Genomic DNA, 18,194 nt, shown 5'->3' with positions numbered 1-18,194 from the left:
CCGAGTCACCTGTTGCGCGCGGGAAGGCCCCGTGGCCGGGCGGCGGGGTTGTGACCTGCGGCAGGGGGGAGGAGAAGAGTGCTGGTGATGTCGAGGGGATGAGCGTCATGGACGCGCAGTCAGAGCGGGATCAAGACCCGCCGCCGGATCCTTCGGGACCGCGGGCAGCGGCGGAACCACCGGGCGCCGGCGCCATCGCCGACATGTCGCCGGAGCGGCAGCAGACGTTCCTGTCCACCCTGCTCGACAGCCTGGCATCAGGGGTGGTGGCCTGCGACGCCGACGGCTACGTGGTCGTGTTCAACCAGCCGATGCGCCAGTCCCGCCCGCACATCCCCGGCCTGCACGTCCGGGACATCGCCGCCGCCTTCCACCTGTACGCCGCCGACGGGCGCACCCCGCTGCAGCCGCAGCAGGTGCCGCTGGCGCGGGCGCTGGCCGGGGAACACATCGACGCCGAGCAGCTGATCGTGCACCCGCCCGGCCGGCGCCCACGCCGCTTCGCCGTCACCGGCCGACCGATCACCACCCCCGACGGGCAACGGCTGGGCGCGCTGGTGGTCCTGGACGACATCACCGAGGCGCACCGGGCCAGTGTGCTGACCGCCGCCCAGCACGCGGTGGCCCGGGCGCTGGCCGACGCGGTCTCCGCCGAGCAGGCCGCCGTCGCCGTGGTCGCCGCCGTCACCGAAGCGCTGGGCTGGAGCTGCGGCGAGTACTGGCAGGTCACCCCCGACCAGGCGGCGATCACCCGGATCGGCTCCTGGACGGCACCGGGCAGGGACCTGTCGGACTTCCTGGCCAGCCGCCCGCCGACGATGCGCCCCGGCCAAGGCGTCGCCGGCATGGCCTGGTCCGCCGGCCACGAGCTGTGGATCTGCGACCTGCAGGACGACCCACGCGACATCGTCAGCAAACAGCAGGCGCTGCAGACCGGCCTGCGGACCGCCATCGGCCTGCCCGTGCGCAGCGGCCGCCAGGTACTGGGCGCGCTGGTGTTCTTCACCGACACCGTCCAGAAGATCGACGATGAACTGGCTCGCCTGCTGGACGGCGTCTGCGCCCACGTCGGCCGGTACATGGAACGGCGCCGCGCCGAGGAGCTCGCCGTGGCGCTGGCCACCAGCCGCCGCCAGTTCGAGCAGGTCATCACCCAGATCAACGACAACGTGTGGACCGCGGAGGTCACCGGCGACGGCTCGATGCGCTCGGTGTACCAGAGCCAGAACGCCGCCCCCGTGCTCGGCCGCCCCCTGCCGCAGGACGCCGACCTGGCCGAGGTACTGGCCCGCCGCATCCACCCCGACGACCAGCAGGCCTACGCCACCTTCACTGCGGCCCTGAGCCGCGGCGAGCGGACCGAGATCGAATGCCGCATCATCGGCCTGGACGACATCGTCCGGTGGGTCTGGATCCGCGCCACCCCCCGCCGCCACGGCGACCGGCTGTTCATCGACGGCATCTCCACCGACGTGACCGAACGCCACCGGATGGCCGAGCAGCGTGAACGCCTGCTGGAGCAGGAAAGACAGCAGGTGGGGCGGCTACGCGAGATGGACCGGATGAAGGACGAGCTGATGGCGCTGGTCACCCACGAGCTGCGCAACCCGATCGCCGCCATCCGCGGCTATGCCGAACTCCTGGCCGACGACGCGGGCCTCAGCTCGACGCAGCAGACGTTCCTCGACGTCATCGACCGCAAAAGCACCCAGCTGCAGCGCCTGGTCGACGACCTTTTGGACCTGGCCCGCCTGGACACCGGGCAACTGACCCTCGACATCCGGCCCCTGGATCTGGCCCACCTGACCCGCCAGGCCCTGCAAGACCACCGGCCCGCCGCCCAGGCCAAGCAGCTCACCGTCACCGCCGAGCTGCCGGCGCGGCTGCCGATGCGCGCCGACGCGCTCAGGTTGCGCCAGGTGCTGGACAACCTGCTGTCCAACGCGATCAAGTACACCCCTTCCGGCGGCGCCATCACCGTCACCGCGGGGCTCGCCGCCCGCAGGGATGACGACAGCGACGGCCAGGACGAAGGCGAGGATGAAGGGGAGACGGCCGTGGTCATCATCGCCGACACCGGCATCGGCATCCCCGCCGAGCAGTACGAGCACCTGTTCTCCCGGTTCTTCCGTGCCTCCACCGCCAAAGACGCCGGGATCAAAGGCACCGGCCTCGGACTGGCCATCACCCGCGCAATCGTCACCGCGCACGGCGGCACCATCACCGCCGCCCCCCGCGACGGCGGCGGCACCGTCTTCACCGTCGCCCTGCCCGCGGCGTGGTGAGCAGGTGGGGCCTCCTGCTGCCGGTCTGCGGGGGGCAGGCCCTATTAGGGCTTGGTTAGGTCGGGGCCCGCTCCCGGTTCTCGCTGGTCACCGATCTTCGACAGGTAGGGCACCGGCCGGCCCACTCCACCAACATCACCTGCAGCTCCGCAGTGATCCGGTAGGTGGTCAGCCCGGTGTTCCTGCTTTTGGGGCCAGCCGTTCGGTGGTGACGAAGGCATGCGCGATCGAGACCAGGACGACATGGTGGTGCCAGCCGGGCCAGGTCCGCCCCTCGAAATGGGCCAGGCCCAGGGCCTGCTTGAGCTCGCGATAATCATGCTCGACCCGCCAGCGCCCCTTCGCCGCACGCACCAGCGCCCGCAACGCTGCGGTCTTGGCTCGCACCGCGTGGCAGGCAGCCGATCGCCAGCACACTACTGTGGCCGGAGAGCAGGTCACCGCGCGTTTGGTGGCTGCGTTGGCAGAGGAGGTCCTGGCGCTCAGCGCAAAGATCGATGAGGTCAGCCAGCTCATCGAGACGCGCTTTCAGGACCATGAGCTGGCGGATGTGATCGGTAGTCTGCCCGGCATGGGTCCGCTGACGGGCGCTGAGTTCCTGGCCGCCACCGGCGGGGACATGAGCGTTTTCGGTTCGGCCGACCGGCTGGCCGGCTTTGCTGGTCTGGCCCCGGTGCCACGCGACTCCGGGCGCGTCAGCGGCAATCTGCACCGGCCGCAGCGCTACCATCGCCGACTGCAACGGGCCTTCTACCTGGCGGCGTTCTCCAGTCTGCGCGTCTCGGCGGAATCCCGGCGGTTCTATGACCGCAAGCGAGCCGAGGGCAAAACCCACTCTCAAGCGTTGCTGGCCCTGGCGCGCCGACGCGTCAACGTCTTGTGGGCGCTCATTCGCGACCGACGGCACTACCGGCCTCCATCAAGCACCTCGACTGCTGCTTGACAAACCTGATTGGGAAGTGAGAGTGGTACCGGTTTCGGTGTCCTATCACTGCTTTGAGTGGTAGCACTTGTGGTGAAAGGATGCCGACATGACGTTGATCCGAAAGGGCGATGCCGCGTAAGCGTCCGAGGATCCTGCGCGCAGAGCGGTGGATCCCTCCCAAACACGTGCCTGTCCGACGTATCCGCGGTATGTCCGCCCGAACCCGAGCGGCTGTTCGACGCGTCGAGACCGAGCATATGTGGCCCAACGCTGTAGCTGAGGCACTGAGTCAGCTCGTATGGGTCTTCAAGCAGCCTGGCCGCTACCTGGATGCGTCCGAGGTCTGGGAACCCGGCCTTGAGATCGAGGATGCCCGAGATCGCTTGGAAGAGGTCATGCGGCGCCTACCTGAAGGTGCCCGAGCAGATCTCGGCCGGTTGCTGGAACGACTCGATCGTGAGCTTGAGCGACGCACTCTGCCGGACCCGGTATTGATGCGTGAATTGGCGAGCGATCACTGGTGGTGGTGGCGCATTCGGGAACGTTGACAAGCGCCGGAACCGATTCTCGGTGAAGGGTCTCTTGCGACGGTGTGGCGCTGGGGTCGGTGGGTGCGTTGGGTACGGCGGGTGGATGTACGCCGCCGGCCGGGACCGGCCCCCAGGCCGCACGCCCGGACGGCGGGCGGCAAAGGGCCGAGTACGGCGGCGCGGCGCGCCGCCGCTTGATCTCCTATAGGAGCAATTCGGCACCTGGCGAGGAAAGCATGGTCTCGGCCGAGGGTGGATGCTCCTGACCAGGGCGAAGGGGCGCATAACCTTCTCGCATGAGCACGGATGCGGCCTCCACCGGAAGGCATCGGCGCTACGACCGCGCCTGGTGGGCGACGCTCGCCACCGCCATCGTGGTCAACACGCTCGTGAGCGATGCCTTCAGCCCATGGGTCCGCGTGCCGGTGGGGATCGCCTTCCTCGTGGCGCTGGTCTGGCTGTTGCGTGCGTCCCTGCGGGAGCGCGAGCGCGCGCGGAAGTCTTTCGGCGACGGCTCTGCGGCCGTCGCAGACGGCCCTCGATAGGAGGAGAGAACGTTCTCGTCCGATCACGGGCCGGTCGGTCGTTCCTCTGCCCTTGGTGCCCTCCTCGGCCTCTGGGCCGTCATCCGGTGGACCGGTGCCGACGCAGGAGGCACCGGGTCCGTCGATCGCTCCCGGCCTCGGTCGGTGGCCGGCCACCTGCAGGCGATCGCCAGGGCCGCACCGGCCCACCGCTTCCGGGTCCGGTTACCGGCCGCGTCCGCCCCGGCCCCGGTCCGGCGTGGGCGGGGTGCGAGACGAGCTGCGGGTGGGCGCGGGACTGCTGAGCGCGGCCGCCGGCTGAGCGGCGGCGCGCTGGGTCTTCTCCGCCTTGGCGACGTCGCCGGGCAGCGTCTCGCGCAGGGCGAGTTCGGCGCGCACGGCCTGCAGCCGGCGGCGGGCCTCGGCCAGGGTGGTCGCCGGTCGGGGCTCTCCCGGGCGCCCGAAGCTCAGGGCGGCGATCTCGGCGCGGGTACGCGGGTTCTGCAGGAGGGCGCGGTGGGCGGCGGTGGCGACGTCGTCGGCCACCGCCTTCGCCAGGCTGGCCGTCCAGTCGGAGCTCAGCCGGCGCAGGGCGTCGGTGGCCGCGCCTTGCCTCCAGGGTGTCGGTGTCGGTGCCGCGCCGTACAGCCCGGAGGCGGTGGCCACGAGGGTGCCGACGTCAGCGTGCGCGTGATCCCGCACGATGCGGGCCTGGCGGCGTTCCTGACGGGCCAGGGCCAGGTCCTCGAGGACCTCGTTCTTGGAGATGCCCTTCAACCACAGTCCGGCCCCCCTCTTCTCCGACAGGGCCTTCAGGCGGCGGACCTCGGCGTCCAGGTCGGCGACGCGCTCATCAGCCAGCTTGGCGGCTCGCCGGGCGGCGGGCAGGGCCTGTTCGGCGGCCGCGGCCTTCTCCAGCTCCTTGCGACGGGCCTGCAGGGCGGCCGCATCCGGACCGCGTCCATTACGGGCAGCCTCGGTCAGTTCCTCAGTGCGCAGTTCGGTGCGGACCAGCCGGTCGACGTCGGCCTCGATGCGCGTGACCAGATCGCGCAGGCGCGAGGTCGGCACCTGGCCGTGCGGGCGCACCTCCCACGGGGCCAGCCCGGCCACCTGCCCGGCCAGCACCGTGGTGCGCTGGGTCAGGACGCGCGCCTGGTGCGGCTGCTGGCGCTCGGTGTGCAGCTGCGTGATGGCCTTGGCCAGCAGCACGGTGCCGACGACGACCACCATGGCGTCGGCCGACAGGTCCGGCGATTGGGCGGCCTGGCGGATGAGGCGCACCGCTGCGGAGAAGTCGCGGCGCATCCACCGCTCCGGCAGGCTCGGGGGCCCATCCACGCGGCGCGGGTCCTGGGCGGATCGGGCCAGCGCATCGGCCAGGCCGGCCAGCGCGCCGGGCCGCGTCTCGGCCAGGGCCAGGGCGGAGGTCACCGCGGCAGTGCCCCGGCAGGCGATCGTCCAGCGCGGATCGTCGGCGGGCAGGTCGTGCAGCTGCTTGCGGATGTCGTCGATGAGGGCGGCCGCGTGCTTCCAGGCGTCCGCATCGGCGACCGGGGCCTCACTGCGGCCCGGCGCGGTCACCGGTACGGCCTCACTTGCCCATTCGGCCCGGGCCTCGTCTGCTTCCCCGCCGCTCCAGCCTGCACGCAACTTGGGCAAGGTGAGGTCGGCGGCGAGTTTTCCGCCGCCGAACCAGACCGGCTTCGGCTGGATCGTCTTGCCCTTGGCGTTGGTGTAGGCGGGCAGCGCGGGCAGCGCCACGGCGTAGCCGACCACCTCGCCCGTGCCGTCGGCGGCGTAGCGGGGGTGTACCCGCACCGCCATGGCCTTCAGGCGGCGGACGAACTCCGCTTCGCTCCCGGCGGCCGCCGCCGCGGCGCGGACGTTGCGGGCCAAGGTGATCCGGTCAGGCTCGATGCGGCCCGGCCGTTGACCGGCGGTGCGCGAGGGCGGGCCGGTGCCGGCCCCGCGCTTGGTGCGCTCGATCTCGGCGCGACTCAGGCCCGGCAGGCCGCGTCCGGCCCGGCCCTCCACGACGAACAGGCCGAACTCGCGCTCGGCCTCGGCGCACACCCGCGACATGGTCCGCCGGTCGCGGCCCGGGTCGGCCAGCCGGCCGTCGGTTCGCACGAGGTTGACCAGGAGGTGGATGTGGTCGTTGCCGCCCGCGGACGGGCCGTGGTGGACCGCGATCCACCGGCACGGCGCCTGCGGGCCGTCCTCGCCGAACCCGAGCCGCTCGACCGCGGTGCGCGCCACGATCGCCCACTGCTCATCGCTCAGCGTCTCCGGCTTCAGCTCGCCGCCCGGCGTCTCCTTCTTCGGCAGGGCGATCGCGCAATGCCACACCCACCCGCCGACCGGCTCGATGCACATCAACCGCCGGTGGTTGTCCAGCACGCGGGCCAGCTCGTTGACCCGCTCCCGGTCCGCCGGCGCGTCCGGGTTCAATCGGGTGCCGTCGGCGACCTCCAGGCGCGCATCAGCGGCGATCACCCGCTGATCGCGGTGCTCGTCGAAGCGGCCGGGGCCGAACAGGTAACGCACCAGCCCGGCGACGTCGCGGCCCCGCGCACCGATCTTGTTGATCACCGTGCGGTCCTGCCCTCGGGGTCCAGGAAGTCCAGCACCCGATCCACCCGATCCAGGCTCCGCGCCATCCGGTCCCTCATCGCCAGCACCGCGTCCTGGCCCTGGACCACGCCCGCCTTCGCCCCGGCCGCGATCTGGTCGAGGCCGACGCCGTCGCGGTGCATCTGCCGCCACACCGCGTCCAGCTCGGTGGCCAGGCGCAGCATGTCGGCCACCGACATGCGGCCGCGGCCCCGCAGGCCCGCCCGGGTGTGCTCGACCATCAGGTACGGCACGGTCACCCCGGCCGCCTTCGCCGCCGCGGTGAACTCCTCCTGCTCGGCGTCGGTGAGCCGGACGTTGTGCCGGTTCGGGCGCCCGCCGGCGACGCGGCTGCGCCGCTGCATCGGCGTGGCCCGCCTCGTGCGGCCCTCACCTTCGCCCACCGGTGCCTCCTTCGTCCTCAACGGATCATCCGTCGACAGTAGACGGATGATCAACCGGAACGGAAGGGACGGGGTCCATTAAGGCGCCTTAACCTCATCTTGCTCAGTCAAAGTAGGCGCCTCACGGTGAAACCCCACCCCAACCGCGGTGTGCGCTGAACGCGGCCAGGTCTGGCCCGACACCTTCACCGTCGGCACGCTGGGGCTGAGTCCGGGGTCTCCTTCATGGCTCCCACGTTGCCACCCCCCGTTCCGCGCTCCACCCGGATCGGAACAGCGAGTGGCGGTAAGCCACGCCCTGACGCCTCGCTAACGCCACTGGTCGTTCCGTTGCTGCATCGACCTCCGCGGCTGCGGCGCCCCACCGCCGCGCTGGTCGCATCGGCATTCCCACTGACAACAACCGGGCGCTCAACATCCACGGCTCGCTCGCGGGCGACGAAACCCGCGTGGGCGTCGGTAGGCTGAGCGGCTCAAGTGCCAGCCTGCGAAGGATCGGTCGTGGAAGCCTCTACCGGAGATCTCGCCACCTGGGTCGGAGTCGTCGTCGCTTTCGTGTTCTCCCTCTTGGCCTTCGTGGTGTCCCTGGTCTCGCTCAAGTACCAGCGGGCCTCCGCCAAGGCGACGCAGCGAGCCGTTGCGGAAGCCCAGCGGTCCGCGGATGCCGCCGAAGAGTCGGCAGCGGGCAGTACCCGCTCTGCAGATGCAGCCGAGCGCTCGGCGCTCGCGGCCGAGCAGGTCGCCGAGATCGAGGCCATGCGGGACATGCAGCCGACGATCGCCTGGGAGGTGACGCGCGAGTCGCAGTTCGCCGCCTATCTCCGCAACGCCGGCACCGAGACCGTCACCGGCGTGACGGTCGATGCGACTGTGCCCGGCGTCGACCAGGCCCCGGACGGGGTGACGCTGGAGCCGGGCGCTTCGGCCAAAGTGATGATCAGCTCGTCGTTGGTGCACGACACTCCGCGGGAGATCAGGGTGACCTGGGACGGCGCTCCCTCCCCGGTCGCTGTCCCTGTCCCCCCGTGGTGACCGTCGGCGCCGCGGCGGCCGGTCAGGCCGGGGACATGACCTCGTACAGGTTGCGGGCGGCGTCGACGAAGAACAGCCCGCGCGCGCACAGCGGGTGGTCGATGCGGCCGTTGTCGGGCTCGGTGGGACGGCTGCCGTAGGGCACGCCGGCCTGCTGCAGGCGGGTCAGGATCTGATCGAAGGTGGCCGGGTCCACGTCGAAGGCCAGGTGCATGCCGACGGGGTCGGCCACGGTCATGAAGTCCAACGTCAGCTGCTCGTTGATCCGTACGGGAGCGAAGTGGCCGTTTCGGCCGACGGGCGGCAGCTCCTCCAGGCCCATGATCGAGGCGAAGAAGCGGGCCGCCTGCCGGTGGTCGGCCGCGGGCACGATGGTGTGGTTCAGCGTGATGGTCATGCCGGGCTCCCCGGGGCGGCGAGGGCGCCGTGCAGGAGGATGTCGACGATGGCCTGCGGGGGGATCCCGGTCTCGCCGGAGGCGGGGCGGGAGGGGAACAGCATCCCCAAGAAGACCGAGGCGATCGTCTCCGGTTGCAGGCGCAGCACTGCGCGGTCGGGTTCGATCAGCGCGGTGAGGGCCTCGTGGGTCGCCTTCATCGAGGCCTGGCGGCCGCCCGGGGCGGGCCGGTCTCCGGAGGTGCGCTCGCGGTGGTGGCCGGAGGCGTGCAGGGCGCCGATCACGGTGCCCATGCGCTCCAGGTGGGCGTGCAGTGCCTCGGCCGCCTGGACCAGCCGGTCGGTGAGCGGGTCGTCGAGGGGGATCGAGGCCAGTTCGCGCAGTACGTGTTCGGGGTTCATCGCCTCGGCCAGGCAGGCCTGCAGCAGGTCGTCCTTGTCGGTGAAGACCCGGAAGATGGTGCCTTCGCCGATGCCGGCCGCGCGGGCGATGCGGCTGGTGGTGACCGCGGCGCCGTGCTCGGCGACCAGGGGCAGGGTCGCCGCCGTGATCATCGCTCGGCGGTCTTTGGTGCTCATCGCCGGCGCGCGTCGCCGGGTGGAGGTGTCTGTCATGCATCCCATCCTGCGGAGTGAGTACTCACTCCGTCAAGGGATTAATGGCGGGCCGGGCCGGACCGCCTGCTGCCGGGAGGGCCGTCACCGAGCGCCGGTGACCACGATCTCGCCGGCGTCGCCGTCGTAGGCGGCCGGGCAGCCGGCCTGGAGCAGCACATCGGTCACGGCCAGGTGCACCACCGTGCGCACCGAGGGGAAACGGCCGACCACACCGGTGTCGGGCGCATCGCCGGTTCCGGGCGAGCCCCAGGTGACCACCACGCCGCGATCGGCCTCGTAGCGCACCTGCACGTCCCCGGCCCGGGCCGCCTCCGGTGCGGTGGTGTAAAACCCTGCGTCGGCCAGCACGGCGCGCACCCGGGCGAGCAGGCGGGCGTGGTCGGCAGGGGCGGGGCGGTCGGGCGGGTCGGAGGGGACGTCGGGGGCAGGGACGTCCACGCTTCACCGGCCCGGCTGCGGGCCGGCCTGCACCGGTGCGGCCTGCCGGCGGCGCCGGTGCAGGTCGTCGGCGAACTCCTCAGCCCACTGCAACTGGGTGCGCAAGGCCGCACACCGCTCGCGGGCGGCGGCCTCGAAGGCCTCCAGCCGCTCCAGGCACGCCTGGTGCTCGGCCTTCGGCAGCGGCCCGGCCTGGGTGCGGCCCTCCAGCCGGTCGGTCACGGCCAGCAGCTCGCCCATCTGCTCCAGGGTGAAGCCGAGCGGCTTCATCCGGCGGATCACCATCAGCCGCGCCACGTCGGCGTCGGTGTAGAGGCGAAAGCCGCCCTGGCTGCGGGCCGAGGCCGGCACCAGGCCGACCTCTTCGTAGTGCCGGATGGTGCGCAGCGACAACCCGGTGCGCTCGGCGACCTGGCCGATGTGCAGGTGCGCGTGGCCGGTCTGTCCGGCGGCGGCCGCATCAGCAGGGTCGGCGGGGGCGGGCTCGGCTGCGGTGTCCATGGGCGGGTCGGCCTCACTGCTCGGGTGCACCCGGGGTGCGCTCGGGGTGCGGCCCGGTGCCCCACCCCCACGAATCCCTACTCTAACGTTAAGGTAGGGTTGCAGGCACCGGGGAGATCCCTGCTGGTCTGCCCGCCGGCCGCGCACGGATGCGGCCCTGCCCGAGCACGGTGCACCGGCGCGCCGTGCGGCGCCCTCGACGCAAAGGACACCGGCCCGCGCATGCCCGCCCCGCCCGCCGCCTCCTGCCCGCCGTGACGCCGCGGCCCCGCCCGCCCGCGCCCTTCCACTCCGCGGGCCACACGGCCGGGCCCTGATCGTTTCGACCGCCTCTCGATCCGTGCGCGGCGGTCGCCTGCCCTTTTCGTGTTCGTTGATCGGCCCCTCACCTGCCGGGCGGCCCTGCCGCCGCAGCGTGCTCTTCTCCTGCCTAAAAGGATGCCTGTTGCCCAGCTCATCACTGCTTTCCGCGCACCTGCGCCCGTCCCGGCCGGCCTGGCTGTCGCCGAAGGTCGCCCGCACCGAGATCCTCGCCGGCCTGGTGGTCGCACTCGCCCTCATCCCCGAGGCGATCTCGTTCTCCATCATCGCCGGGGTCGACCCCAGCGTCGGGCTGTTCGCCTCCTTCACCATGGCCGTGGTCATCGCGATCGTCGGCGGCCGCCCCGCGATGATCTCCGCCGCCACCGGCGCGATCGCCCTGGTCGTCGCCCCGCTGGCCCGCGAGCACGGCCTGGACCACCTCATCGCCGCGGTCATCCTCGGCGGCCTCATCCAGATCGTGCTCGGCGCCCTGGGAGTGGCGAAGCTGATGCGGTTCGTACCGCGCAGCGTGATGGTCGGCTTCGTCAACGCCCTGGCGATCCTGATCTTCATGGCGCAGGTGCCCGAACTCACCGGCGTGCCCTGGATGGTCTACCCGCTGGTGATCGGCGGCCTGGCCCTCATGGTGTTCTTCCCCCGCGTCACCACGGTGGTGCCCGCCCCGCTGGTCTCCATCGCGATCCTGACCGCCATCACCCTCGGCGCGGGACTTGCCGTGCCGACCGTCGGCGACAAGGGCGCCCTGCCCTCGGCCCTGCCGGTCTTCGGCCTGCCGGACGTGCCGTTCACGATGGACACCCTCACTCTGCTCGCGCCGTACGCGTTCGCTCTGGCCCTGGTCGGGCTGATGGAGTCGCTGATGACCGCCAAGCTGGTGGACGACATCACCGACACCCGCTCCAACAAGACGCGTGAGTCCATCGGCCAGGGCGTCGCCAACATCGTCACCGGCTTGTTCGGCGGCATGGGCGGCTGCGCCATGATCGGCCAGACGATGATCAACGTGAAGACCAGCGGGGCCCGCACCCGGCTGTCGACCTTCACCGCCGGCGTCTTCCTCATGATCCTGTGCATCGCCTTCGGCCCCTGGGTCTCGCAGATCCCGATGGCCGCCCTGGTCGCCGTCATGATCCTGGTCTCCTTCGCCACCTTCGACTGGCATTCCATCGCCCCGGCCACCCTCAAGCGCATGCCCTGGGGCGAGACCATCGTCATGACCACCACCGTCGCCGTCGTGGTCGCCACCCACAACCTGGCCATCGGCGTCATCGCCGGTTCCCTCACCGCCATGGTCATCTTCGCCCGGCGCGTCGCCCACCTGGCCAACGTCACCGCCGTCGTCGACCCCGACGGCATCCAGGTCGTCTACGCCGTCACCGGCGAGCTGTTCTTCGCCTCCTCAGGCGACCTGGTCTACCGGTTCGACTACACCGGCGACCCCGACCAGGTCGTCATCGACCTGTCCGGCGCCCACATCTGGGACGCCTCCTCGGTGGCGGCGCTGGACGCCGTGGAGACCAAATACGCCGCCCGCGGCAAGACCGTCACCGTCATCGGCCTCAACGAGCCCAGTGCCCGCCTGCACGGCGCCCTCGCCGGCCAGCTGTCCGGCGGCCACTGACCCGCCACCGTCGCATACAGCGCCGCCAGCCGTCGGCCGGTTCCCGCCCGCGCAGACACGGCGGGCGGGAACCGGCCGGACCCGCCGGGACGTTGTCGCAACCGGGCCGGCCAGCGGCGTTCGCATACAGACAGCAGAGGGATCACACCGATGAGAGCGCTGCCCGCCCGTATCGCCGCCGAGCTGGACCGCACCGCCGACATCACCGGCTGGTCCTACCGGCTGCTTTCGGCCGGTCACGTCCGCAGCGCGCAGGCGGTCGTCTCCGCCGCGCGGGGCGGCATCGGTGATGCTGGGGAGGTGCGCCTGCTGCTGGTCGTGGGAGCCGACCATCTGGATCCGGTGACCGACGCCGACCTCATCGCTCAGCTCGCCGCCGCCCCGCCGGGCACCTGCCTGGTCTGCGAGATCGCCTGCCGGATACGCTCCCGCACTTGGCGCCGATGCCTGGACTGGTGGAGGAACCGCTGAGCAGACGCCTCGTCAGGCCGGTGTGGCCGGTCGTGCGTCGTGGTACAATGCCCTGCTCCGCTCACCTCGGCCAGCCGCCTCCTATCGGCCTGACTTCTCAGATCACTGACAACAACCGGGCGCTCAACAGCTACCTCATCGGTCCCGGCTCGATCGTCGACGACAAGCCGTACGTCGTGGAGCGAGACGCGCCGATCGCGATGTTGCCCGCGTGGCTGACCGGCCTGCTGCGGTCAGCATCGCGCGGGAGCAGGGTCTGGCGCATACACGCGTAGGGCGGGCCGAAAAGGCCGAATACCCGCCTCCCGGCCACCCGCCGGGGGAGCGGTAGCGGTCAGCGTCGGCGCCGGGAGACCGCGCGATGCAGCGGGTGCAGGCCTCCCGGGTGAGCCTCTCCGAGCGCGGTCACGACGTCGGCCAGGGCGTCGTAGAGCTTGGCGTGCTGCCAGTGCTTGCGGCCCAGCTCGCCGGTGCGCAGCTGCTCGCGGAGTTCGGCCAGGACGTCGATCCACTGGCGGGCGGCCGTCGGCACGATCGGGTCGGGCTTGGTTCGCCGGACGACGATGGTGTTCTCGGTGACGATTTCGCGGATCGTCTCGCGCACCGGCTCGGTGCGCAGCGCGCCGGCGGCGATGTCGCGCTGCAGGCGGGCCTCGGCGCTACGTACTTCCCATGCCCGGTTACGGCACGACTTGGAGCAGTAGGAGGCGGGCCGGCCGCGTCCGGAGTAGGCGACGTACTGCCCGCACCAGGCGCAGGTGCGCCCTCCCAGCCGGTACTCGGCGCGGACGTGGAGGAAGGGGTCGTCGTCGTGCTCAGACGGCATCGCGGCCTCTTTCCGTCCCGGACGTATCGGCGCGAAAGTGACGATACCTTAGCACTCTTGATCATTTTACTTGTCTATATAGTACATATATGTACTATATGACTTTATTGTCGTATATGCATCGGCATTCTCTATATTCTCCATTTTTCCTTTATGTGCTATTTGTAGTATTCGTATCATTTTGTCTTATTTGTCTGATTTCTCTGTTCTGGCTTCTCTCTTCGGGTTCTCCGGTCCGTCGGCTCCCGTGCCCGCGCGAGCGGCTCGCGAAGTTCGCGCGAGGCCCCGGGCCGGGGGCCGGTCAGCCGTCAGCGTGCCCGGCGGTCAAGGCCGCCGACCGAGCGCAGCGAGGGAGCGGGCTTGAGGGGCGGGACCGCCGACGGCTACGATCCGGCCCGCCCGGGGCACAGGCCGGTGCAGACGCAAGGGGCCAGCAGCGGTCCATCGTCTACCGTCGAGTCATGACGTACTCGGTTCCGCAGACCTCGCCGACTCACGAACCGCGTGTCTACGCCGCGTGGTCCACCGCGCCGGATGTCTACTGGTACGCGGTGTGTCCCCATCCGGACTGCGACTGGTCACTGACCGCCCCGCAGTCCCATGACAAGGCGTTCATGCGATTGGCCGAGCACCACGAGGAAGATCCCGACGACATCCTCACTGTCGATGACGCCGACATGATGCCCGTGTGTCCGCGGTGCGGGTCGACACCCGTTGGTGATTGGGCGCCGTACTGCTCGGCGCTGTGCAGCCTGCCGCCCTACTCGGACAAGAGCCCGTCCGCGTGACAGACCCGCCGGCCCCGTCAGGACGTCTCGGCAGGCGTGGCCGGAAGCGGAAGCAGATCTGGATGCGTCGGTGGATCGGATCTAGCGTGCGCGTATGACCCTTCCCGCCCCCTCGGCCAAGGCCCAGGCGCTCGTGCGTGACATCCGCCAGTTGTTCGCCCGGGTCGGGATACCGGAAAAGGGCAACGGGCCCGCCGGCGGCTACCACGTCTGGGCAGAGGGTCAGCGCGCCTCGCTGATGTGGTGGGCGGAGGCGAAGTTCGACGAGCAGTCCGGAGAGCGGGGCGTGGATCACCCCGACCATCCCGTGGTGCGGGTCGAGCGGGCCACCACGCTGGCCATGGAGCGGGCGATGGCGGACGTGCTGTACGCCGCCGGTTTCACCGTGGTGCTCGTTCCGGGCGTGCCGAGCCGCGATCCGGAGAAGGAGCGCGACCCCAAACTCCGGGTGATCGCCGCCCCGGAGTTCAAAGCCTGGACCAGCGACTGACCGGTGCCCCTGCAGAGAGGAAGCACGATGCACAGCAGCATGATCCCCCCGGGGATGCATGAGGACTCGGCACTGTCGGCGCTGGCGGACGACAACACCGAGAAGGCGAAGGTGCTCGCGATCCTCGCCCTGGCCGCTGCGGTCGAACGACTCGCCGGCGCCCAGCAGATCATCGCCGAACGCGAGTAGGCCGTCGCGGAGCCCTATCTGCACTCGAGGCGGCCCGCGGCGTCGTGCAACCGTCAAGCGGCGACCCGAGACCGCCTTCGCGCACGCGCGAGGACGGTGCAGGAAGCGCGAGGATCCTCAGCCGAAGAGGCCGGCCGGTCACTGCGTTGCGGCGTCCGGCAACCGGTCCAGGCCCTGGCCGATCTGTGGGTCCTGCTCATGCTGTGCGGCAAAGGCCCACAACGCGCCGTAGTGCTCCTGGGGCGCCTCGATGATGAAGTCACCCAAGCCGCACGCGGCGAACCAGTAGCCCTCCTCAGGATCGCAGTCGGGCTCTTCGCAGATGCCGACCTCGGCATCCGGACAGGCGAACTCCCACATGACGGTCACGAGGTGCTCGTCAGCGGAGCAGATGTCGCCGGGGGGATCGGAAGGGGTGCGGGGCATGGCTTTACCGTAGGTCGCGCGGAGGCCGTTGTCCTTGCGTTCGGCTGCACGGGCGGCGTGCCCCTGGCCGGGGACGGCCGCCTCGCACGCGCAGACATAAGGGTGGGCCAGAAAGGCCGAAAACTCCGGCGGCCGCCGACGCCGCGCCCCTACCGTGATCGGCCATGGACCTTCCCCTGACGCCCGATGAGTTCACCGACGAGCCTGCTTCCGCCGAACAGCTCGGTGCGGCTCTGGCCGCCCTGGGCCTGTACGGCGGCAGCAACACCGCCGCCGAGCACGAGGCCGAAGCGAACCGGCTCGGCGGCATGGTGCCCTATCGGATGCGCCTGGCCAACGCGCTGCTGGGCGCGGTGCAGGTGGAAGCGATGCTCGTCGAGATCGGCGCGGCCGACCTCGAGGAGCTGGCGGCCGCGCACCGCCAGCAACTGGCCACCGCGGGCGTCGACGGCGATCCCGAGCGTCTGGCCGCCTTCCTGCGCTGGCAGACCCTGCGGGTGGCTGGCCCCCTACGCCAGTTCGCCCAGGATCCCTCCACCGGGCCGATCCCGCTCGCCGCGGCGCACACCGCCGAGGGCCTGCAGCGCCTGCTGGGCGTCATCGGCGCCGGGCAGGTCCCCAGCGCCGAGGCGGTCACCGAGCACATCGCCGAGCTCGAGAAGGCTCGCGCCTGCCTGGTCGACGCGATCGGCAACGTCGACATCCTGCTGCAGATGCTGAACGGGTTGTCGGCGATGTTCGGCGAGGACTGACTCCCTCCGCGCTGCCTTCCTGCCCGCCGGGTTCGGCTACCAGGCGGGAAGCTGCTCCGCCTTTTCCTCCGGTTCGGGACCGGGGCCGTCGAACAACCGCAGCTGCTGGTCGACGACCGGCTCGCGCCGGGTGAGCTTCAGGCACCGCCGGCAGGTGACCTCACCCCGGTCGGGATGGGCCGCGCCGGGGTCCCAGCCGCTGACGCCGACCATGCAGGCCGGGCCCGGCATGAGCTCCCCGGCCAGCCACCGGGTCATCGCCACCTGGTGCACGATGCCCGAGGAGCGCACCCGCAGATGCGCGCCGTCGGCGTAGGCCGCCCGGGCGGCGGCGGCGATGACGGCCAGGGCCTCGCGCACGTCGGTCATCGGGCCTGCCTCCACCCCGCACCCTAACCCGCGAGCGCAACCCCGGCGTCCAGGACGGCGGGGAGCCCGCGCGGTGGACAGGGTCAGTCGAGCGGGGTCGACGGCGACCGGTGCTGTCGATCCGGTAGTAGTCCAGGTCTCAGTAGTCGAGGGCCCGGTCGACCAGGGCGGCGACCTCGGCGGCCGAGGCTCGGAAGTAGCGGGCGGAGGTCTCGATGGAGGCGTGGCCGAGCAGGGCCTGGATCTGGGCGGGGTCGGCGCCGCCTTCGCGCAGGCGGGTGGCGTAGGTGTGGCGCAGCCGGTGCGGGCGCAAGGACGGCAGGCCGGCGTCTTTTCCGACGGCGCGCACCACGTCGGTGACGCCGTCGATGCTGAGGCGGCCGCGCTGGCCGGACCACAGGCCGTCGCCGATACGGTCGGCCAGGGCGGACCGGGCGGTCAGGAGATCGGTGCGCTCGTGCAGCCAGGCGTTCAGGCGGGTGCGGGCCGGGGCGGGCAGCGGTACGGTGCGGACCTGGTCGCCTTTGCCGTGCAGGCGCACCGTGCCGGTGCGGGCGGTCAGCGGCACGTCGGCGACGGTGAGGCGCTGGCATTCCTCGGCGCGGGCGCCGGTGCCCAGCAGCAGCGCGATGAGGGCGGCGTCCCGGCTTCCGCGGCGGTCGGCGGCGCGGCGGACGGCGTTCTCGGCCGCGCGGGTCAGCGCGTCGGGGGCGCCGGGCCGGGGCACCCGGGCGTTCTTGACGTGGATGCGGATGCGCACCGCCTGGGCGTAGAGCAGCTCCACGGCGGCCAGGGCCTGGTTGACGGTGGCCGGGGCGGCCCCGACCGCGAGCAGGTGCCGGCGCCAGGCGGCGACGGCGGCCTCGGCGCCGACGGTGTCGGCGAACGCGTCGGGGTGCTCGGCGGCGTGGGCGTCGAGCCAGGCGCGGTAGGCGCGCGCCTGGCGGCGGTAGGCGACCACCGTGTTGGCGGCCAGGGCGCACCGGGCCAGGTGCGTCTCGAACGCGGCGATCGCCGTCGCGGCCGCGGCGGCGGGGCCGGCGGCGGGCCGGATCGGCACCACCGCGGCGCCCGGGGTCGCGCCCGGGGCAGCACCCGAGGTGGCGGCGGTGTTCTTCGCGGAAGCGCCCACGAGCGGCCCTATCCTTCTTATCCGGGGAGTTTTCCCGGCGCTGCCCGCTGGGCCGCACCGATCTTATCCGGGGAGATCATAGCAATACTCCCCGGATAATGCTGATTATTCGGGGAGTGGCGCCCTATGGGCTGAGGCGGCCTTCGCGGTGGTGAGCTTCATCGACGGACCGGCTGGGCCGACTCGGCCGATGCCTCCCGTGGGCTCTTCTCGCCTGGTCGGCCGAGTGGCAACAAGCGGCAGGTGAACGCCTCCCCGATGGGGAGCCTGGCAGCCAAGGGAAGGGATCGGCGCTGCCGGGAGGCGGGGGCGGCCCCTGCGCGCCGGCCGCCCGGCCGGACGCGGAGCATACGGACGACATCAACCCTCCACGGCCCGGTGCAGGGCCGCGTCGAGGTCGGGGCAGACGGTGAACGCCTTGTCCAGGCCCGTGATGGCCAGCAGCCGGACCACCGCGGCGGGCACCGCGCTGAGCAGCAGCCGGACACCGGCGGCCTGGGCGCGGTTCAGCACCGCGATCAGCTCGCCCAGCCCGGA

Annotated in this window: 23 protein-coding genes; 11 read left to right on the top strand and 12 right to left on the bottom strand. The window is 71.5% G+C overall.

The genetic code is table 11. The features are described 5' to 3' along the window. Positions 1-203 precede the first annotated feature (203 nt). Positions 204-2,285 (top strand): ATP-binding protein, encoded by a 2,082-nt coding sequence (locus IEZ07_RS30470; RefSeq protein WP_191897953.1) that lies wholly within the window; start codon positions 204-206, stop codon positions 2,283-2,285. A gap of 168 nt (positions 2,286-2,453) precedes the next feature. On the opposite strand, the gene IEZ07_RS36395 is transcribed toward IEZ07_RS30470, so the two are convergent. Next, positions 2,454-2,801 carry a transposase gene (locus IEZ07_RS36395; protein WP_373868892.1) on the bottom strand — a complete coding sequence of 116 codons (348 nt, stop codon included), beginning with the start codon at positions 2,799-2,801 and terminating at the stop codon, positions 2,454-2,456. On the opposite strand from IEZ07_RS36395, the gene IEZ07_RS30460 reads away from it, so the two are divergent. Further along, positions 2,707-3,228, top strand: a complete 522-nt coding sequence (locus IEZ07_RS30460) for a transposase (protein WP_191897952.1) — start codon at positions 2,707-2,709, stop codon at positions 3,226-3,228. The genes IEZ07_RS36395 and IEZ07_RS30460 overlap by 95 nt on opposite strands. A gap of 808 nt (positions 3,229-4,036) precedes the next feature. Further along, entirely contained in the window at positions 4,037-4,285 is a 249-nt protein-coding gene (locus IEZ07_RS30455; protein WP_191897951.1) for a hypothetical protein, read from the top strand. A gap of 204 nt (positions 4,286-4,489) precedes the next feature. Here the strand turns inward: IEZ07_RS30455 and IEZ07_RS30450 are convergent, their stop codons facing one another. Together IEZ07_RS30450 and IEZ07_RS30445 are read right to left on the bottom strand one after the other, a co-directional pair. Continuing rightward, positions 4,490-6,859, bottom strand: coding sequence for a relaxase/mobilization nuclease domain-containing protein (locus IEZ07_RS30450; RefSeq protein ID WP_191897950.1), 2,370 nt, complete (start codon positions 6,857-6,859; stop codon positions 4,490-4,492). Then, positions 6,856-7,284 (bottom strand): hypothetical protein, encoded by a 429-nt coding sequence (locus IEZ07_RS30445; protein WP_191897949.1) that lies wholly within the window; start codon positions 7,282-7,284, stop codon positions 6,856-6,858. Before IEZ07_RS30445 ends, IEZ07_RS30450 begins: the two co-directional genes overlap by 4 nt. Positions 7,285-7,785: 501 nt before the next feature. Here IEZ07_RS30445 and IEZ07_RS30440 point away from each other — a divergent pair. Next, a complete protein-coding gene (locus IEZ07_RS30440) occupies positions 7,786-8,316 on the top strand; it encodes a hypothetical protein (RefSeq protein WP_191897948.1) in 531 nt (176 codons plus the stop codon). A 22-nt stretch (positions 8,317-8,338) separates the two neighbouring features. On the opposite strand, the gene IEZ07_RS30435 is transcribed toward IEZ07_RS30440, so the two are convergent. The 4 genes from IEZ07_RS30435 to IEZ07_RS30420 form a co-directional block, all read right to left on the bottom strand. Further along, entirely contained in the window at positions 8,339-8,713 is a 375-nt protein-coding gene (locus IEZ07_RS30435) for a VOC family protein (RefSeq protein WP_191897947.1), read from the bottom strand. Further along, positions 8,710-9,327: a TetR/AcrR family transcriptional regulator gene (locus IEZ07_RS30430; RefSeq protein ID WP_191897946.1), complete on the bottom strand. Its 618-nt coding sequence runs from the start codon at positions 9,325-9,327 to the stop codon at positions 8,710-8,712. Before IEZ07_RS30430 ends, IEZ07_RS30435 begins: the two co-directional genes overlap by 4 nt. Positions 9,328-9,411: 84 nt before the next feature. Further along, positions 9,412-9,768 carry a hypothetical protein gene (locus IEZ07_RS30425; RefSeq protein WP_191897945.1) on the bottom strand — a complete coding sequence of 119 codons (357 nt, stop codon included), beginning with the start codon at positions 9,766-9,768 and terminating at the stop codon, positions 9,412-9,414. 3 nt (positions 9,769-9,771) lie between these two features. Beyond that, positions 9,772-10,269, bottom strand: a complete 498-nt coding sequence (locus IEZ07_RS30420; protein ID WP_191897944.1) for a MerR family transcriptional regulator — start codon at positions 10,267-10,269, stop codon at positions 9,772-9,774. A gap of 460 nt (positions 10,270-10,729) precedes the next feature. On the opposite strand from IEZ07_RS30420, the gene IEZ07_RS30415 reads away from it, so the two are divergent. The 3 genes from IEZ07_RS30415 (at position 10,730) to IEZ07_RS30405 (ending at position 12,960) form a co-directional block, all read left to right on the top strand. Then, positions 10,730-12,214 carry a SulP family inorganic anion transporter gene (locus IEZ07_RS30415; protein ID WP_204054799.1) on the top strand — a complete coding sequence of 495 codons (1,485 nt, stop codon included), beginning with the start codon at positions 10,730-10,732 and terminating at the stop codon, positions 12,212-12,214. Positions 12,215-12,364: 150 nt separating this feature from the next. Then, positions 12,365-12,685, top strand: a complete 321-nt coding sequence (locus IEZ07_RS30410; protein ID WP_191897942.1) for a hypothetical protein — start codon at positions 12,365-12,367, stop codon at positions 12,683-12,685. A gap of 47 nt (positions 12,686-12,732) precedes the next feature. Next, the gene (locus IEZ07_RS30405; RefSeq protein ID WP_191897941.1) at positions 12,733-12,960 is read left to right on the top strand and encodes a bifunctional DNA primase/polymerase; all 228 of its coding nucleotides are present in this window, start codon (positions 12,733-12,735) and stop codon (positions 12,958-12,960) included. Positions 12,961-13,019: 59 nt separating this feature from the next. On the opposite strand, the gene IEZ07_RS30400 is transcribed toward IEZ07_RS30405, so the two are convergent. Continuing rightward, complete coding sequence (locus tag IEZ07_RS30400; protein ID WP_191897940.1) at positions 13,020-13,511, bottom strand: hypothetical protein; 492 nt, start codon at positions 13,509-13,511, stop codon at positions 13,020-13,022. 461 nt (positions 13,512-13,972) lie between these two features. Between IEZ07_RS30400 and IEZ07_RS30395 the strand changes: the two genes are divergently transcribed. The 3 genes from IEZ07_RS30395 (at position 13,973) to IEZ07_RS30385 (ending at position 14,978) form a co-directional block, all read left to right on the top strand. Continuing rightward, complete coding sequence (locus IEZ07_RS30395) at positions 13,973-14,299, top strand: hypothetical protein (protein WP_191897939.1); 327 nt, start codon at positions 13,973-13,975, stop codon at positions 14,297-14,299. Between the two features lie 94 nt (positions 14,300-14,393). After that, on the top strand, positions 14,394-14,789 hold the full coding sequence (locus IEZ07_RS30390) for a hypothetical protein (protein WP_191897938.1): 396 nt from the start codon (positions 14,394-14,396) through the stop codon (positions 14,787-14,789). Between the two features lie 27 nt (positions 14,790-14,816). Beyond that, positions 14,817-14,978, top strand: a complete 162-nt coding sequence (locus IEZ07_RS30385; protein ID WP_191897937.1) for a hypothetical protein — start codon at positions 14,817-14,819, stop codon at positions 14,976-14,978. A gap of 138 nt (positions 14,979-15,116) precedes the next feature. Here IEZ07_RS30385 and IEZ07_RS30380 read toward each other — a convergent pair whose 3' ends face one another. Continuing rightward, entirely contained in the window at positions 15,117-15,404 is a 288-nt protein-coding gene (locus tag IEZ07_RS30380; protein WP_191897936.1) for a hypothetical protein, read from the bottom strand. Positions 15,405-15,568: 164 nt separating this feature from the next. Between IEZ07_RS30380 and IEZ07_RS30375 the strand changes: the two genes are divergently transcribed. Further along, positions 15,569-16,156, top strand: a complete 588-nt coding sequence (locus tag IEZ07_RS30375) for a DUF6245 family protein (protein WP_191897935.1) — start codon at positions 15,569-15,571, stop codon at positions 16,154-16,156. Between the two features lie 36 nt (positions 16,157-16,192). Here IEZ07_RS30375 and IEZ07_RS30370 read toward each other — a convergent pair whose 3' ends face one another. The 3 genes from IEZ07_RS30370 to IEZ07_RS36390 all read right to left on the bottom strand — a co-directional run bounded on the left by IEZ07_RS30370 (position 16,193) and on the right by IEZ07_RS36390 (position 18,188). Beyond that, complete coding sequence (locus tag IEZ07_RS30370) at positions 16,193-16,525, bottom strand: hypothetical protein (protein ID WP_191897934.1); 333 nt, start codon at positions 16,523-16,525, stop codon at positions 16,193-16,195. Between the two features lie 139 nt (positions 16,526-16,664). Then, entirely contained in the window at positions 16,665-17,657 is a 993-nt protein-coding gene (locus tag IEZ07_RS30365) for a tyrosine-type recombinase/integrase (protein WP_191897933.1), read from the bottom strand. Positions 17,658-18,017: 360 nt separating this feature from the next. Then, a complete protein-coding gene (locus tag IEZ07_RS36390) occupies positions 18,018-18,188 on the bottom strand; it encodes an STAS domain-containing protein (RefSeq protein WP_373868894.1) in 171 nt (56 codons plus the stop codon). Between the last annotated feature and the right edge of the window lie 6 nt (positions 18,189-18,194).

Origin of the sequence: Planomonospora parontospora (assembly GCA_014647935.1) — a bacterium.
Classification (GTDB): Bacteria; Actinomycetota; Actinomycetes; order Streptosporangiales; family Streptosporangiaceae; genus Planomonospora; species Planomonospora parontospora.
This window is presented reverse-complemented; position numbering and strand designations above follow the sequence as displayed.

Bases quoted from the DNA above. Each gene is read 5' to 3' on its own strand.
- IEZ07_RS30470 (WP_191897953.1), top strand. From the start codon at position 204: ATGTCGCCGGAGCGGCAGCAGACGTTCCTGTCCACCCTGCTCGACAGC.
- IEZ07_RS36395 (WP_373868892.1), bottom strand. From the start codon at position 2,801: ATGAGCTGGCTGACCTCATCGATCTTTGCGCTGAGCGCCAGGACCTCC.
- IEZ07_RS30455 (WP_191897951.1), top strand. From the start codon at position 4,037: ATGAGCACGGATGCGGCCTCCACCGGAAGGCATCGGCGCTACGACCGC.
- IEZ07_RS30435 (WP_191897947.1), bottom strand. From the start codon at position 8,713: ATGACCATCACGCTGAACCACACCATCGTGCCCGCGGCCGACCACCGG.
- IEZ07_RS30430 (WP_191897946.1), bottom strand. From the start codon at position 9,327: ATGACAGACACCTCCACCCGGCGACGCGCGCCGGCGATGAGCACCAAA.
- IEZ07_RS30420 (WP_191897944.1), bottom strand. From the start codon at position 10,269: ATGGACACCGCAGCCGAGCCCGCCCCCGCCGACCCTGCTGATGCGGCC.
- IEZ07_RS30410 (WP_191897942.1), top strand. From the start codon at position 12,365: ATGAGAGCGCTGCCCGCCCGTATCGCCGCCGAGCTGGACCGCACCGCC.
- IEZ07_RS30405 (WP_191897941.1), top strand. From the start codon at position 12,733: ATGCCCTGCTCCGCTCACCTCGGCCAGCCGCCTCCTATCGGCCTGACT.
- IEZ07_RS30400 (WP_191897940.1), bottom strand. From the start codon at position 13,511: ATGCCGTCTGAGCACGACGACGACCCCTTCCTCCACGTCCGCGCCGAG.
- IEZ07_RS30395 (WP_191897939.1), top strand. From the start codon at position 13,973: ATGACGTACTCGGTTCCGCAGACCTCGCCGACTCACGAACCGCGTGTC.
- IEZ07_RS30390 (WP_191897938.1), top strand. From the start codon at position 14,394: ATGACCCTTCCCGCCCCCTCGGCCAAGGCCCAGGCGCTCGTGCGTGAC.
- IEZ07_RS30385 (WP_191897937.1), top strand. From the start codon at position 14,817: ATGCACAGCAGCATGATCCCCCCGGGGATGCATGAGGACTCGGCACTG.
- IEZ07_RS30380 (WP_191897936.1), bottom strand. From the start codon at position 15,404: ATGCCCCGCACCCCTTCCGATCCCCCCGGCGACATCTGCTCCGCTGAC.
- IEZ07_RS30375 (WP_191897935.1), top strand. From the start codon at position 15,569: ATGGACCTTCCCCTGACGCCCGATGAGTTCACCGACGAGCCTGCTTCC.
- IEZ07_RS30370 (WP_191897934.1), bottom strand. From the start codon at position 16,525: ATGACCGACGTGCGCGAGGCCCTGGCCGTCATCGCCGCCGCCGCCCGG.